Origin of the sequence: Exiguobacterium sp. s22 (genome assembly GCF_018617455.1) — a bacterium.
In the GTDB taxonomy this organism is placed as follows: Bacteria; Bacillota; Bacilli; order Exiguobacteriales; family Exiguobacteriaceae; genus Exiguobacterium.
Map to the genome: position 1 here is coordinate 48,004 of NZ_JACSKD010000009.1, position 14,218 is coordinate 62,221.

The following is a 14,218-nucleotide window of genomic DNA, read 5'->3' on the forward strand; positions in this document are numbered from 1 at the left end:
TGAATTCACATTGAACAACGTTGGTTGTTGGTTTTATCTATATTTTTGCGTTGTGACGCTGTTGAATTCAAGGAGGTTGTGATGAGTAAAGAAAAGATTGCCCAATTAAGAAAGCACGTCTCGCCGTTTGAAAAGTCCGATATTCGGATTAGTGTGCGGCAGATGATCAATACGATTTTACCGTTTCTCGTGTCATGGTTTTTAGCGTATCAACTGCTAAGTGTCTCGATTTTCCTGACATTGCCCTTCACGCTGATTGCAGCGGGATTCGTCGTGCGGATGTTCATCATTTTCCACGACTGTACGCACGGTTCATTCTTTAAAAATAAGAAGGCGAACGCGATTGTTGGAACAATTACCGGTGTGTTGACATTGTTCCCATACGAGAAGTGGAAACGAGAGCATGCGATTCATCACGCCTCGAGTGGGAATTTGGATAAACGGGGTGTCGGGGACATCTGGGTCATGACGATTGAGGAGTATATCGAAGCGTCAAAATGGACGCGTCTAAAGTATCGCCTATATCGTCATCCGCTCGTCATGTTCGGTCTCGGGCCCCTTTGGCTCATTCTCGTGACTAGCCGCTTTAATCGAAAAGATGCCCGGAAAAAAGAACGTCAAAACACGTATCTCATCAATATCTCTCTCGTCGTCCTATATAGCGCGCTCATCTATCTGATCGGTTGGCAAGCGTTCTTGATCGTACAAGGAACGACGATGTTCATCGCCGGTGTGCTCGGAATTTGGTTGTTCTATGTTCAGCATACGTTCGAAGATTCCTATTTTGAAGATGAGCAGGAATGGGATTATGTAAAGGCGGCCATTGAAGGGAGCTCGTATTACGAGTTGCCGAAAGTGCTTCAATGGGTGACGGGTAATATCGGATTCCACCACGTGCACCATTTGAGTCCACGCGTGCCGAACTACCATTTGGAGAAGGCACATACATCAACACCGCCGTTACAGCGGGCGACGACGATTGGATTATTTTCAAGTCTGAAATCGTTACGCTACAAATTGTATGATGCGAACAATAAAACGTTCGTCACGTTCCGGGAAGTGCGCCATCTCTTGCGCCGAGCGAACGCGGCATAAAAAAAGATTGTCCCCTCAAAAGGGACAATCTTTTTAGCGTTTCCAGACCCATTCATCACTCTCATACTTCTTGACGAGCAAATCGATTTCGGCTTGCTGTTCTTTCGTGAAGACGAGCGGTTCGAACGTCAACGAGAAGGCGTCCTTGAAGCCCGTCTCGAACGCGGCCGCCACTTCATCGAATGTGACGAAGCGCTTTAAGGTGTCGTTCAAGGCGACGGCCTTTTCGCTGAAGCGTTCTTTGGCTTCTCGTTTCTCCTTCTCATTCATCGCGAAACAGTCGAATAATACCTCATCATCGACAGAGAGAGGAATCGACCCATGTTGAAGCACGGCGCCTTGATGACGCACTTGTGCGCTACCCGCAATCTTCTTGCCGTCGACAGCAAGCTCGTAGTACGAGGCAGCGTCGAAGCAGACGGCCGATTTTGGTTTACGGAGCGCTTCGCGGTCCTCTTCCGTCAATGGTACCGAAAATTCGGCGGGGACGCCAAGTTCGTGATACCCGCGACGGACTCCTTCCGTGAGTAAGCGATAGCTCTCGATGATATTCGTCGGAAGGGCAGGGGTCGATTCTGGCAAGATGACGCTATACGTCAACTCGTCCGCGTGCAACACGGCCCGTCCCCCCGTCAAGCGACGAACGACCGGAATCTGGTTCGCTTCGAGGGCGTCCCGGTCCAAGTCACGCGTCGCTCGCTGGAAACGTCCGACGCTGATTGCATGTGGTGCCCATGAATAAAAACGAAGCGTCGGTTTGAGCTCTCCCTTTGCGACCCAATTGGCGACGGCTTCATCAATCGCCATATTTTCGGCCGGGGAAGTCGATTCAGTTCTAAGTAAATGCCACGTCGTACCAGTCATAATCTCTCTTCTTTCTGTTAGTCGATTGGCAACATCGTGTGGCGACGCGCCTTGTGTACTTGCTCATCCGCGTGGTATGACGAACGGACGAGTGGACCAGCCTCACAATGTGAGAATCCTTTTGATAGAGCGATCTCTTTCAACTCGGCGAATTCGTCTGGATGGTAGTAACGTTCCACCTCGAGGTGTTTCTTCGTCGGCTGCAAGTATTGACCGAGCGTCAAAATATCGACGTTGTGCGCGCGGAGGTCATCCATCGCTTCAATCAATTCCTCTTTCGTCTCCCCGAGTCCGACCATAATTGATGACTTCGTCGGGATATCCGGGTTCAATTCTTTCGAACGCTTTAAGAACTCGAGTGTCCGGTCATACGTTGCTTTCGCACGAACTCTTGGTGTGAGGCGACGGACTGTCTCTAAGTTATGGTTCATGATGTCAGGACCGGCATCAATCAACGTCTGCAAGGCAGAGAAATCACCCATCATGTCCGACGGGAGCACTTCAATCGATGTCTCTGGGTTCATGGCGCGGACCGCGCGAACCGTTTCGGCGAAGACGGTAGCCCCGTAGTCGTTCAAATCGTCACGTGCGACAGCCGTGATGACGACGTGTTTCAAGTTCATGAGTCGAACCGATTCGGCGACACGTTTTGGCTCTTCCCAATCGAGCTCGTTCGGTTTTCCGGTCGTGACGGCACAAAAACGGCAAGCACGTGTACAGATACTCCCGAGAATCATGAAGGTCGCGGTCCGACGTACCGCCCAACATTCATGAATGTTCGGACATTTCGCTTCCTCACATACCGTATGTAAATTTTTCTCGCGCATCATCTTCTTTAGGCCGGTATACGTATCATTCGTGTTTAATTTAATCTTTAACCATTCCGGCTTACGTTTCAGTTCCCCTCTTGCCACAATAATTTCCCCCTTTTTGAAAGTTAACCTGTATCGAATTGAGTTTACCAAAAAACGAATCAAAAACGAACCACAGAAATTATTGGTTTTGCCAATACAGTTCACTGTGTATCAAAACAGAAACATTGTTTCAAAATGGTTACGCTTTCACTTGAACAATTGTTTCTAAAAAGTGGAGTTGCTATACTGTTGTTGACCACCTGAATAAGGACCAAATGTAACTGATGCGATCAGGCATGGGGTGAACGAGCGTTGATGAGGCAACGCTTCTTCCTCCATGCCTTTTCGTTTGGGGGTCAGCCAAATTTGACTAAGGGGAGTGGGAACATGAACAAGGCACTGAATTGGACGGCAACACTCGGATTGACGACGGCATTGCTCGTCTCGTCGGTTCCAGCAGCAGACGCGGTCGTGGCGGAAGGGACGCCGACGATGTCGATTGACCAGCGTGTCAACACGAAGCTAGAGTCGATGACGCTCGAACAAAAAATCGGGCAGATGATCATGCCAGACTTCCGATTATGGAACGGGGCGAACCATACAGCACTTGCACCGGAAGTGGCGCGAGTCATCGATCGTTTTGACCTTGGAGGCGTCATTTTGTTTGCGGAGAACGTGAAGGAGACGGAACAGACAACGAAACTCGTTCATGACCTTCAAGAGGTCGTGAAACAAGATACGAGCAATGATATCCCGTTATTCGTCACGATCGACCAAGAGGGTGGGATTGTAACACGCCTTGGGACAGGGACGAATTTACCGGGGAATATGGCGCTCGGAGCGACACGCAATCGTCAATATGCCTATGATGCAGGGGAAATCATCGGTTCTGAATTGCACGCACTCGGGGTAAACGTGAACTTCGGACCAGTGTTAGACGTCAACAACAATCCAGGAAACCCGGTCATCGGTGTCCGTTCGTTCTCGAGCGACCCTAATCTAGTCGGTGAACTCGGTTCAGCCATGACACAAGGTATTCAAGACCAAGGTGTTGCCGCCACGGCGAAACATTTCCCAGGTCACGGGGACACAGCCGTCGACTCGCACTATGGGTTACCGGTTGTCGATAAGTCGCTCGACGAGTTGCGTGGTCTCGAGTTGTTACCGTTCAAACGCGCTATCACGGAAGGAATCGATATGATCATGACGGCACATATCGGAATGCCACAAATCGAGGACGAGGTCGTCGAATCGGATCGTGGCACGTTCCCCCTCCCGGCAACGCTTTCGGACGATGTCATCACGGGAGTGCTACGAGAAGAGCTTGGCTATGAAGGAATCGTCGTGACGGATGCACTCAATATGCAAGCCATCGCAGACAATTTCACGGAAGCAGAGGCGGTCATCAAGACGTTTGAAGCGGGCGTCGACATCGCACTCATGCCGACGATTTTACGCTCAGAGGCGGACGTGAGCAAACTCGAGGCGATCTTTGAGGAAGTGATTGCAGCAGTAAACGATGGGCGCTTATCAGAAGCGACCATCGATGAATCAGTGGAACGCATTTTAAAATTGAAAATAGAGCGTGGGATTTGGGGAGAAACGATGGACTCCACGACACTCGAGGAAAAACTCGCAGGAGCGAATGCGACGGTAGGAAGTGCCGAGCATAAAGCGAAAGAACGTGAAATTGCGGAAGCGGCCGTCACTCTCGTGAAGAATGAGTTCAAGACACTCCCGTTCAAACCGAAAAAAGGGGACACGGTGCTCGTCTTGTCGCCAGCGAAAGATCAAACGGACAGCATGGTGAAGACGATCAAGTCACTCGAGAAGAACGCTGGGAATATGAAAGACGTGAACGTCATCACGGCCAACTATTCAGCGTCAACGCCACACTTAACGCAAAATCCGGAGCTTCAGAAAAAAGTCGAGGCAGCCGATTACATCATCGTCGGCTCGAACGTGAACAACAGCGCCAAACTGAAGCCGACATCAGCTGATCATTACGTGCCGGCGGAGGTGTTCCGTTACGCAAACGAGACAGGGAAGAAGTCAGTTTTACTTAGCTTGCGCAACCCATACGACATTGCCGTTCAACCGGATGCCCCGGCACAGCTCTTGATCTATGGATTCAAAGGCGACCCGAACGGACCGGACTCGGAAGCGGGCAATTTGAAATCGGCCGGACCGAACTTACCGGCGGGTATTCGTGCCATCTTCGGTGAAGTGAAGCCGCAAGGGAAACTGCCGGTAGACGTACCGAAGTTTGCAGACGGTGTGTTCCAAGACGAAAGTCACGCGCAGTTCGGTGATGGATTTAAGAATTGGAATCGCTAAATGAAAATGAGCTCGCCCGAAAATCGGGAGAGCTCATTTTTCATGCTTCGAAATAGGCGATGACGAGTAGACCTGGACCGGTGTGGGCACCGATGGCAGACCCGACCAGTGTCTTCGTGATGTGTTTCGGTTCGAGATGTTCGCGGACCATCTTCTCGAACTGTTCCGCTTTTTCCAGGTCGTCACCGTGACCGATGAAGAGGTCCCCGTTCTCGACGAGTGACTTCGATTCGACTGTCCATTCGACCATCCGGCGCATGACTTTTTTGTGACCGCGTACCTTTTCAATCGGGATGAGCTTGCCCTCCTCGACCGTCAATAACGGTAAAATCGTCAACAAGTCTCCAATGAAAGCACTCGCCTTCGAGACACGTCCGCCTCGCATCAAATATTCGAGCGATTCGACCGTGAACAAGTGGCGGACTTTGCCGACGAGTGAAGCGGCATACTCGACCGTTTCTTCATACGTATGGTCTTGGCTATACGCTGCGACCGTTTTGACGAACAATGCCTGCCCGACAGAGGCGGTCCGTGTATCGAGAACCGTGAACGTACTGTCCGGATATTCTTCTTTTAACATTTCGCCGATCATGACAGCGGTTTGGTATGTACCGGAGAGTTCTCCGGAGAAAGCGAGATATAAGAACGGGATTCCAGACTCGAGGTGTTGACGGAAACAATGTTCGATTCGTGACGCCTCGATTTGGAACGTCTTTGGCGTCTTACCTTGACGCATTGCATCGTACACTTCGATGGATTGAATCGTTTCGCCGTCTAAAAATTCTTCGTTGTCGATGATGACACCGAGCGGTAAAATTTCAAGACCGTATTCGATGATTTGATCGTGAGTCAAATCAGCACCGGTATCTGTAATCAGTTTAAACATTGGATGAATCACTCCTCTGTTAATTGTTGTTCAATGTCGCGTAACGGTTCATTCCGTTTCCACATGCGTTCGAGCTGACTTGTGAACATCATTTGTTCGTCAGCCGTTAATGTCGCGTTTTGGAGCGAACTGACAGTGGAAAGAACGCGGTAGGCCCGAGTGAGGACATCTTGCACGGTGAGTGGAATCCCAAGCAAGTCTTCAAGTGAAGCCATCGTTTCCGGTACAATGGTCGGGTACGTGAACTTCGTCGCTTCCCCTTGGATGGCAAGGTCGTAAAAATCGCGGATGATTTCAGCACGTGCGCTCCCGCTCTGTCTCACGCTCAAGTAAATTTGAACGGCGACACCGCCACGAACGCGTCGTTGCGAAATGCCGGCGAACTTTTTACCGTCAATCGACAAGTCGAAACTTCCCGGACAGTATGAACCGACGACTTCACCTGGGACGATGTCATTCGTGACATCCTGAAACATGTGTTGAATGAGCGAGGTCATGGCCTCATAGCCGCTGTCGATTTGAATCCCGTCCTTCTCGGGTAAAATTAACGAAAGGTTGAGGACGTCATCGTCTAGCACGACGGCTAACCCGCCTGAGTTTCGGACGACGGGACGGAATCCCCGCTCATTTAGATAACGAACACCGTCTTTCAGGTGTGGCAGTCGGGCGTCTTGAATTCCGAGGACAATTGTGTCAGTGTGCACCCATGCGCGCAAGACGGCACCTCGTTCTTGCGTTGACGCACATAACGTATCATCGGTCGCAAACGACTGTTCTGCTTGAAACATCGGGCCGAGACTCGATTGATCGATGATGCGATAGCTCGGTTGTCTTAATAATGGATGAATCATATACATTAATTCCTTTTCACAAAAAATTTTCCTTCTCATTATAGCATGGAGGGAACAATTCGTTTGAAGTCGAATTTAGAACATAATGAAACGTAGGAGGGCATGTCATGTACTCGTCACGAGGACAACTATCTGGCTCGAAAGTATTTAAGGATCCGGTGCATCGATATATTTATGTTTACGATCACCTCATTTGGGAGCTGATCAATACGAAAGAATTTCAGCGGTTGCGTCGTATCAAACAGCTCGGGACGTCTTTTTTAACGTTTCATGGGGCGGAGCACACCCGATTCCATCATTCGCTCGGCGTATACGAAATCGCACGCCAGTTGATCGATCAGTTCCAACAATACCCGGAATGGGACGACCGTGATCGTGAGTTATTGTTAGCGGCAGCACTCTTGCATGACGTCGGACACGGTCCATTCTCGCACGCGTTCGAACACGTCTTTTCCGTTCGGCATGAAGTGTGGACGGAACGGATCATTTTAGGGGATACCGAAGTCAATAAGGTGTTGTCCGAGATGGGTGTCGGGTTTGCGGAAGAAGTGGCCTCGATTATCAACAAGACGCATCCGAATCGCTTGATCGTCAATATGCTCAGCTCACAGCTTGATGTTGACCGGATGGACTATTTATTGCGCGACGCTCACTTTGCGGGTGTCAGTTATGGAAAGTTTGACTTAGAACGCATGTTACGCGTCTTGCGCCCGGATGAAGACCAAGTCGTGGTCAAACAGTCGGGGATGCATACGATTGAGGATTACATCATGCGCCGCTATCAAATGTATTGGCAAGTATACCTGCATCCGGCGACACGGTCGAGTGATCTTCTCTTAAAAGCGATTCTTGAGCGGGCGCAGGAACTCTATGAGAGTGGTTATAAGTTTAACATGACGCCGAAACATTTCTTGCCGATTTTTGAACGAACGGGTATGTCACTCGAACAATATTTGAAATTGGACGAGACGGTCGTCTACTTCTATTTCCAAGAATGGATGGAAGAAGACGATGCCATTTTAGCTGATCTTTCAAGCCGTTTCGTGAATCGCCGATTATTAAAATATAAAAACTTCCCGGAAGCGAATCGCGTCCGTTATATGGAGCGCCTGCGACAGACGATGGAGACGATCGGGCTACCACCGACATACTATCTGCTTGAAGACCAGTTGAGTCAGCTACCTTATGATTTATACAAAGGGCAGGGTAAGTATGAAGGAATTTATCTACAGATGAATGACGGGGAGCGCAAAGAGATTTCAGAGGTTTCGATGCTCGTTCAATCGATTTTGAACTCGAGGCAGTCGGATGAGAAAATCTATTACCCGGAAGATGTGTTATTGAATTTAAAAGATTATGCGAACGAAAAATCGTGGATATTATCAACATTAAAAGACGATTGAACACGCAAAGGGGCGTGACACGATGGAGATTGCGACACTGATTGGTGGAATCGGGATTTTTTTACTCGGGATGATGTTACTGACGGATACGCTCAAAAAATGGGCGGGGACACGATTACGTCATCGGTTAAATCAGTTCACCGACGGATCGATATCCGGAGCGGCACTCGGTGCAATGTTAACAGCCTTATTCCAATCTTCTTCGGTCACGACGTTGATGACAATTGGTTTTGTGAGTGCAGGACTCCTCACGTTCACACAATCGTTGCCGCTCATCATTGGGGCCAATGTAGGGAGTGCGACGACCGGGTGGATCATTGCCGTCCTCGGCTACAATTTAGACGTGCGCCAGTTGTTTCTGCCGCTCATTGGAGTCGGGATGGCGATTCGTCTCTCCCGTCCGCGCCTTCGCCGTGTTGGACTGTTTCTCGTCAGTATCGGGTTGATTTTTGTTGGCATTGGGACGCTACAAGAAGCGATGCGGGATGTCGTCACGTTTTCGTTTGGCTCGGCCGGTGAGATGACCGTTCTGCATCAGGCCGTTCTGATTGGAATCGGGTTCATGATGACCGCCGTCCTTCAGTCGTCGACGATTGGACTCGTGTTAACGATGACGGCCCTTGCGACAGTGGCGATTTCACTCCCGCAGGCTGCTTATTTGGTGCTCGGTCAGAGTGCGGGGACGAGCCTTGTCGTGGCACTCGGTTCGCTCGGTGGGTGGAAATCTGCGCGGCGTATCGTGTTGGCTCACGCCATCTACCATATATCGATTGTCCTCATCGGGTGGCTCACGTTCCCTGTTCTCTTCTCTGTGGTGAACCGAGTAGCGGATTGGTTCAACTGGAACGATTTGTTACGCCTTGCCTTGTTCCATACAACCTTCCATTTACTTGGGGTGCTCCTGTTTTTGCCGTTTTATAAGCCGTTTGCGCGTCGATTACTGAAATGGATTCCGAGTCGCTCTGAAAATTTGACGCGTCTGCTCGACAAAAATATGTCGCAACTCCCGACCGTCGCTTTGGAAGCGGCACGACGTTCCCTACTCGAAATCGAGCGTTATTTAGGGAACGAGACCGAGTTGCTCGTCCGTGAGGGTCGTCTTCGTGAAGATGAGTTGACGCTCGTCGACAAGACGTTGGGCGATGTCCGCGTCTTTTTGAGCACGATTCGTCTAGAAGAGGATGGAAAACAAAATGATTATGGCCAACATCTCTCCCTCTTGCATACAATTGATCATCTCGAACGCTGGTTGTATGTCTTGCGAGAGGTCGAACCGGTCCACGCACTTCGGGACACCGACTTTTTGACGGCACGAGAGCTGGTCTTACATGAACTTGACCTTGTGAATCAACTGAATCATCACACGCCGCCGGAAGATTCGAAGATGTGGAAACAGGCCTCGAAACAACTGGCGGAGTATCGGAAAGCACATCGTTCGGAACTGTTAGAAGAAACAGCGGCGAACCAAATGGAGATGGACCTGACGATACAAAAAGTGCAAGTGTTGCTTTGGCTCGACCGTATCGGCTACCACATCTGGCGAGCGACTCGTCACTTGATTAAACCGACTGTTCCGAGCGAGCGGTTCGACGTGAATAGGGAAGATTGAATGAGAAATGGAGGAATAAAAATGGCAACATGGGTGACGCATTTTCGAATAGCGGAGAGGATTCTTGAGACGGATTCCTCGTTTGACCGTCTATCTTTTTTAGTTGGGAATATCGGTCCGGATTGTGGACTGGTCGGAGCGGACGGACGTCCTGAACCACCGAAAACCATCACGCATTTCAAAACGGAGAACGGGATCTCGTCCGACTTGTTCAAAAAGACATACTTGACCGACCCTGAGCGATATACGAGCGCCGAATGGTCTTATTTAGTCGGTTACTACTTTCATCTGATCACAGACGAATATTGGGTGCGGTTAACCCGTGCGAAAAAGGAAGAACCGATTGTAAAGGCAATCGTCGGGACACCAGACTATACCCGTTTAGTCAAAACGGACTGGTATGGGATTGATTTTGAGTACTTGGCCAAACATCCGAATCATATCTTTTGGACGGACTTCCGTCACATCACGTCGTTCGCAGACGTCTTACCGTTTTTTCCTCAAGGACAGACGAAAAAACAAATTCAGAACATCACATCCTTTTACGAGACACATTCGTTCGACCCGCAACATACATATATGTATATGTCTCCTGAAGAGGTTGATGATTTCATTGAAGTGGTTCTTTGTGGGCTACAAGCGAAGATTCAAGAAGTTCAACGGATACATTGTTGATACGGTGCTTAGACGAAAAGCGGACTCCATATTAGGAGTCCGTTCGTCACTTATTTCTTATCCGCATGCATCACACCGGCTTGACCGTAATGTGTCGCATCCATCTCTTCGATGAAGACGGTGATGTTCTCTTTTGGTGCATTCGTCGTTTCGGAGACGGCGTCCGTTACTTTTTCAATCAACGCACGTTTTTGCTCTACAGTACGACCTGGGAGCATTTTTACCGTTACATAAGGCATGGGTTGTTCCTCCTTTTATGAAGTCTCTTTCATTGTAGTGAATCCACATCCTCTAGAAAAGAAAATTCTCGTCTATAGAGAAACATGAGCTCAATTTCACTGGATTTGGGGTAATAAACAAAACAGAGCGAATGTAGGAGGAATCGGGATGAAGTGGAAAGGGAGACAACAGAGCCGGAACGTCGAAGATCGACGCGGGCGTAGCATCGGAGGAAAGGGCATTGCCGGAGTCGGGGGTGGCCTCGGATTGATTCTCGTCATCGTCTTTACATTGTTGAACGGGGGAAGCACAACGGACATCGTCAATAATATCGGACTCGGAGAACCTCAATCAGAAGGAGCATATACAGGAACGGCAAGGGAAGAGGAGATGGCAGACTTTGTAGCGGTCGTCTTAAAAGATACGGAAGAAGTATGGACCGATATCTTCGCTGAAAACGGGATGACGTATGAAGAGCCGACGCTCGTCCTATTCTCTGGACAAGTTGAATCCGCTTGTGGCATTGCCGGGTCTGCCGTTGGTCCGTTCTATTGTCCTGGCGACCAAAATCTATATATCGATTTGAGCTTTTACGATGAACTGAGCCAACGTTTCAATGCACCAGGTGATTTTGCGATGGCCTATGTGGTCGCCCACGAAGTCGGACACCATGTCCAAACGCTTCTCGGGACGACTGAAGAGATTATGCCGCTTCGTAACGAGATGAGTGAGACCGAGTTCAATCGTTATCTCGTCCGATTCGAGTTACAGGCAGACTATTACGCAGGCGTTTGGGCCCATCACGCACAAGGACTCGGCTATCTTGAGGCCGGGGATGTCGAAGAAGCGATGAACGCCGCCCATCAAATTGGGGATGATACGTTACAGCGTCAGTCACGTGGATATGTGACACCGGATTCGTTTACACATGGGACGTCGGAACAACGTATGCGATGGTTTGAAAAAGGATTCGAGAACGGTGCCATTCAAGGCGGGGACACGTTCAATGCGAACAATTTATAGGTCGGGCGTACGCTCGACCTTTTTTAGGTGATTGGAATATGAGGAAAGAATCCGCTATCATAAAGGAACAATAGTAGCAGGAAGGGGATGACCCGATGGAATCCTTACTTACGAAAATTGATTTAGCGAAAGAGGATATGACAGCGGTCGAAAAGAAGATCGCAGATTATATTTTGTCCCACTCAACGCTCATTCCAAACATGACGACAAAAGAACTTGCCCAAAAGACGGATGTGTCCGAAGCGAGTATCGTTCGTTTCGCTCGAGTCGTCGGGATTGATAGTTTTAAAGCATTTAAACTAGCCCTTGTGAAAGATTTGGCCGTCACGGAGACGACATTGACGGACTTCAACGTCCTCCAACAAAAAGATACGCCGTATGACTCGTTCCAAAAAGTCATTCATGTGAACAAGGCAGCCATCGAAGCATGTGCCGAAGCGATGGATAAACGAGAGCTCGAACATGCGGTAGATTTGTTCGCGCGCGCGAATCGTGTCGTCTTCTATGGGGTCGGTGGTTCATCAACGGCAGCCATCGATGCACACTATAAATTCACAAAACTTGGCTATGCGGCCACGACCTCTCCAGATTTTCATTATATGCTGTCGCTGATCCCACATTTAGGAAAGTCTGATGTATTCGTCGCAATCAGCACGTCAGGACGAACAAAAGATGTACTCGAACTCGTTCGATTTGCGAAAAAAAAACGAGTGCCTGTCATCGCCATCACCAATTTAGATAAATCACCACTCTATCGGGAAGCGGACGTACGACTCTGTACACCGAACGTGGAGAGTGACTTCCGAATCGCAAGTATCGCCTCACGGATGACGCAATTGACGATTGTCGATACGTTATACATGGGACTCCTCCACCGAAAGGGAGAAGGGTTGATCGATCGATACGCAGAAGCCCGGGATGAGATGGTGAAATTGCGCCGATGATTCGACCATACACTGCCAAGGATCGACCGTCGTTAGAAGATTTTTTAATGCATCAACATATCTTCGCTCGGTTGAATGAACAATCTGTCGAGATGTTTCGTGACGAGAACGTGGCGGATTTTGAAGAAGAAGGGACCGTTAGCTTGATTTTTTGCGACAAAGAGCGGATCGTGGCAATTGCCGACCTCTTGAAAAAACACCCGGTCGATGGTTCGCTTTGGCTTGGTTTATTCGTTGTTGAAGAATCTCTTCACGGGACGGGGTTAGCGCAAACGCTGTATGAGCAATTGGAAGATCAGTATATGTGTCCATATCAAACGGAATTTCGGTTAGGGGTGCTTCCTCATAATGAGAGGGCACAGCGATTTTGGAAACGGAACGGATACGTATATGAAAAGGATTCGGTCACGAATAAAGGGACACGCGTGCATGTCTTGAAGAAACGACTCATTCGCCCAGAGTGAGTTTTTCTTTTATGATAATTGAAACTAAATTTCATAAATATTAAATAATAAATTGACTTTAAGTTTCAATATAGTACGATGAAATCATAGAGAAGAAAGGATGGTGGCGATGCTAGATAAATTGGCTACAGAAAGACGGAATGAACGAACGATGCACCTAGACGAGATGTCGATTGAGGAACGATTGACGATTATGAATGCAGAGGATCAAACAGTCCCTCAAGTGATTCAAGAGCAACTCCCGGTCATCACACAAGTCGTAGAGCGGGTCATCGCATCCTTTCGTAAAGGCGGTCGCTTGATTTATATCGGGGCAGGTACAAGCGGACGTTTAGGGATTTTAGACGCTGCCGAGTGTGTGCCGACGTTTGGCGTGTCACCCGATCAAGTCATCGGATTGATTGCAGGTGGCGAACGTGCGCTCATTCAGGCCGTCGAGGGAGCGGAAGACAGTAAGGAATTGGCAGTCAAAGATTTGAAAGCGCTTCATTTAACGGCTGAGGATACGGTCGTGGGGATTGCGGCGAGCGGTCGGACACCATACGTGGTCGGAGGACTCGATTACGCCCGAGAAATCGGTGCCACTACTGCTTCGATATCATGTAATCGTGATGCGATCATCAGCCGACATGCGGATTATCCCATTGAAGTGGAGACAGGACCGGAAGTATTGACCGGTTCAACGAGATTGAAGGCGGGAACAGCACAAAAATTGGTCCTCAACATGATTTCGACGACGTCGATGATTGGAGTAGGCAAAGTGTATCAAAACTTGATGGTCGATGTGCAACCGACGAATGAAAAGTTAGAAGTGCGTGCCAAACGGATGATTGCAGAAGCGACAGGGGTCGACATGGAAACGGCCGCGCGTTATTTTGTGTCATCTAAAGGGCACGTCAAAACGGCAATCGTCATGATTTTAGCGGACGTCTCTTATGAGGAGGCTGTCAAACGATTAGAGCGCGCGAACGGATTCGTCCGCGAGGCGCTATAA

At 49.1% G+C, this 14,218-nt stretch carries 14 protein-coding genes; 9 read left to right on the forward strand and 5 right to left on the reverse strand.

Annotated elements, in window-relative coordinates; translation table 11 throughout:
• Positions 1-81: 81 nt before the first annotated feature.
• Entirely contained in the window at positions 82-1,095 is a 1,014-nt protein-coding gene (desA, locus tag KNO94_RS13185) for a Delta(5) desaturase DesA (RefSeq protein WP_074035599.1), read from the forward strand.
• A 33-nt stretch (positions 1,096-1,128) separates the two neighbouring features.
• Here the strand turns inward: desA and KNO94_RS13190 are convergent, their stop codons facing one another.
• Positions 1,129-1,959 carry a lipoate--protein ligase family protein gene (locus tag KNO94_RS13190; protein WP_214780422.1) on the reverse strand — a complete coding sequence of 277 codons (831 nt, stop codon included), beginning with the start codon at positions 1,957-1,959 and terminating at the stop codon, positions 1,129-1,131.
• 17 nt (positions 1,960-1,976) lie between these two features.
• On the reverse strand, positions 1,977-2,912 hold the full coding sequence (lipA, locus tag KNO94_RS13195) for a lipoyl synthase (RefSeq protein WP_324292278.1): 936 nt from the start codon (positions 2,910-2,912) through the stop codon (positions 1,977-1,979).
• 288 nt (positions 2,913-3,200) lie between these two features.
• On the opposite strand from lipA, the gene KNO94_RS13200 reads away from it, so the two are divergent.
• Entirely contained in the window at positions 3,201-5,150 is a 1,950-nt protein-coding gene (locus KNO94_RS13200; protein WP_214780424.1) for a glycoside hydrolase family 3 protein, read from the forward strand.
• A gap of 40 nt (positions 5,151-5,190) precedes the next feature.
• Here KNO94_RS13200 and KNO94_RS13205 read toward each other — a convergent pair whose 3' ends face one another.
• Positions 5,191-6,036, reverse strand: coding sequence for a DegV family protein (locus KNO94_RS13205; RefSeq protein WP_214780426.1), 846 nt, complete (start codon positions 6,034-6,036; stop codon positions 5,191-5,193).
• Between the two features lie 8 nt (positions 6,037-6,044).
• On the reverse strand, positions 6,045-6,887 hold the full coding sequence (locus KNO94_RS13210; RefSeq protein WP_214780428.1) for a lipoate--protein ligase family protein: 843 nt from the start codon (positions 6,885-6,887) through the stop codon (positions 6,045-6,047).
• Positions 6,888-6,994: 107 nt separating this feature from the next.
• Here KNO94_RS13210 and KNO94_RS13215 point away from each other — a divergent pair, with 107 nt between their 5' ends.
• The 3 genes from KNO94_RS13215 to KNO94_RS13225 are packed head-to-tail and all read left to right on the forward strand — an operon-like array spanning position 6,995 to position 10,574.
• Positions 6,995-8,290, forward strand: coding sequence for an HD domain-containing protein (locus tag KNO94_RS13215; protein WP_214780431.1), 1,296 nt, complete (start codon positions 6,995-6,997; stop codon positions 8,288-8,290).
• Between the two features lie 22 nt (positions 8,291-8,312).
• Positions 8,313-9,899, forward strand: a complete 1,587-nt coding sequence (locus tag KNO94_RS13220) for a Na/Pi cotransporter family protein (RefSeq protein ID WP_214780432.1) — start codon at positions 8,313-8,315, stop codon at positions 9,897-9,899.
• A 21-nt stretch (positions 9,900-9,920) separates the two neighbouring features.
• Complete coding sequence (locus tag KNO94_RS13225) at positions 9,921-10,574, forward strand: hypothetical protein (RefSeq protein WP_214780434.1); 654 nt, start codon at positions 9,921-9,923, stop codon at positions 10,572-10,574.
• 50 nt (positions 10,575-10,624) lie between these two features.
• Here the strand turns inward: KNO94_RS13225 and KNO94_RS13230 are convergent, their stop codons facing one another.
• The gene (locus KNO94_RS13230) at positions 10,625-10,813 is read right to left on the reverse strand and encodes a 2-hydroxymuconate tautomerase (RefSeq protein WP_012727443.1); all 189 of its coding nucleotides are present in this window, start codon (positions 10,811-10,813) and stop codon (positions 10,625-10,627) included.
• Between the two features lie 148 nt (positions 10,814-10,961).
• Here KNO94_RS13230 and ypfJ point away from each other — a divergent pair, with 148 nt between their 5' ends.
• The 4 genes from ypfJ (at position 10,962) to murQ (ending at position 14,218) form a co-directional block, all read left to right on the forward strand.
• Positions 10,962-11,816, forward strand: a complete 855-nt coding sequence (gene ypfJ, locus KNO94_RS13235) for a KPN_02809 family neutral zinc metallopeptidase (RefSeq protein WP_214780436.1) — start codon at positions 10,962-10,964, stop codon at positions 11,814-11,816.
• A gap of 95 nt (positions 11,817-11,911) precedes the next feature.
• Positions 11,912-12,760, forward strand: a complete 849-nt coding sequence (locus KNO94_RS13240) for a MurR/RpiR family transcriptional regulator (protein ID WP_214780438.1) — start codon at positions 11,912-11,914, stop codon at positions 12,758-12,760.
• A complete protein-coding gene (locus tag KNO94_RS13245; RefSeq protein ID WP_214780440.1) occupies positions 12,757-13,224 on the forward strand; it encodes a GNAT family N-acetyltransferase in 468 nt (155 codons plus the stop codon). The genes KNO94_RS13240 and KNO94_RS13245 overlap by 4 nt, the downstream gene beginning before the upstream one ends.
• A gap of 100 nt (positions 13,225-13,324) precedes the next feature.
• The gene (gene murQ, locus KNO94_RS13250; RefSeq protein WP_214780442.1) at positions 13,325-14,218 is read left to right on the forward strand and encodes an N-acetylmuramic acid 6-phosphate etherase; all 894 of its coding nucleotides are present in this window, start codon (positions 13,325-13,327) and stop codon (positions 14,216-14,218) included.

What these genes read in the sequence shown, in the direction of transcription:
- desA (WP_074035599.1), top strand. Translation starts at nt 82, where the DNA reads ATGAGTAAAGAAAAGATTGCCCAATTAAGAAAGCACGTCTCGCCGTTT.
- KNO94_RS13245 (WP_214780440.1), top strand. Translation starts at nt 12,757, where the DNA reads ATGATTCGACCATACACTGCCAAGGATCGACCGTCGTTAGAAGATTTT.
- KNO94_RS13220 (WP_214780432.1), top strand. Translation starts at nt 8,313, where the DNA reads ATGGAGATTGCGACACTGATTGGTGGAATCGGGATTTTTTTACTCGGG.
- KNO94_RS13225 (WP_214780434.1), top strand. Translation starts at nt 9,921, where the DNA reads ATGGCAACATGGGTGACGCATTTTCGAATAGCGGAGAGGATTCTTGAG.
- KNO94_RS13215 (WP_214780431.1), top strand. Translation starts at nt 6,995, where the DNA reads ATGTACTCGTCACGAGGACAACTATCTGGCTCGAAAGTATTTAAGGAT.
- ypfJ (WP_214780436.1), top strand. Translation starts at nt 10,962, where the DNA reads ATGAAGTGGAAAGGGAGACAACAGAGCCGGAACGTCGAAGATCGACGC.
- KNO94_RS13210 (WP_214780428.1), bottom strand. Translation starts at nt 6,887, where the DNA reads ATGATTCATCCATTATTAAGACAACCGAGCTATCGCATCATCGATCAA.
- KNO94_RS13230 (WP_012727443.1), bottom strand. Translation starts at nt 10,813, where the DNA reads ATGCCTTATGTAACGGTAAAAATGCTCCCAGGTCGTACTGTAGAGCAA.
- KNO94_RS13190 (WP_214780422.1), bottom strand. Translation starts at nt 1,959, where the DNA reads ATGACTGGTACGACGTGGCATTTACTTAGAACTGAATCGACTTCCCCG.
- murQ (WP_214780442.1), top strand. Translation starts at nt 13,325, where the DNA reads ATGGTGGCGATGCTAGATAAATTGGCTACAGAAAGACGGAATGAACGA.
- KNO94_RS13205 (WP_214780426.1), bottom strand. Translation starts at nt 6,036, where the DNA reads ATGTTTAAACTGATTACAGATACCGGTGCTGATTTGACTCACGATCAA.
- KNO94_RS13200 (WP_214780424.1), top strand. Translation starts at nt 3,201, where the DNA reads ATGAACAAGGCACTGAATTGGACGGCAACACTCGGATTGACGACGGCA.
- KNO94_RS13240 (WP_214780438.1), top strand. Translation starts at nt 11,912, where the DNA reads ATGGAATCCTTACTTACGAAAATTGATTTAGCGAAAGAGGATATGACA.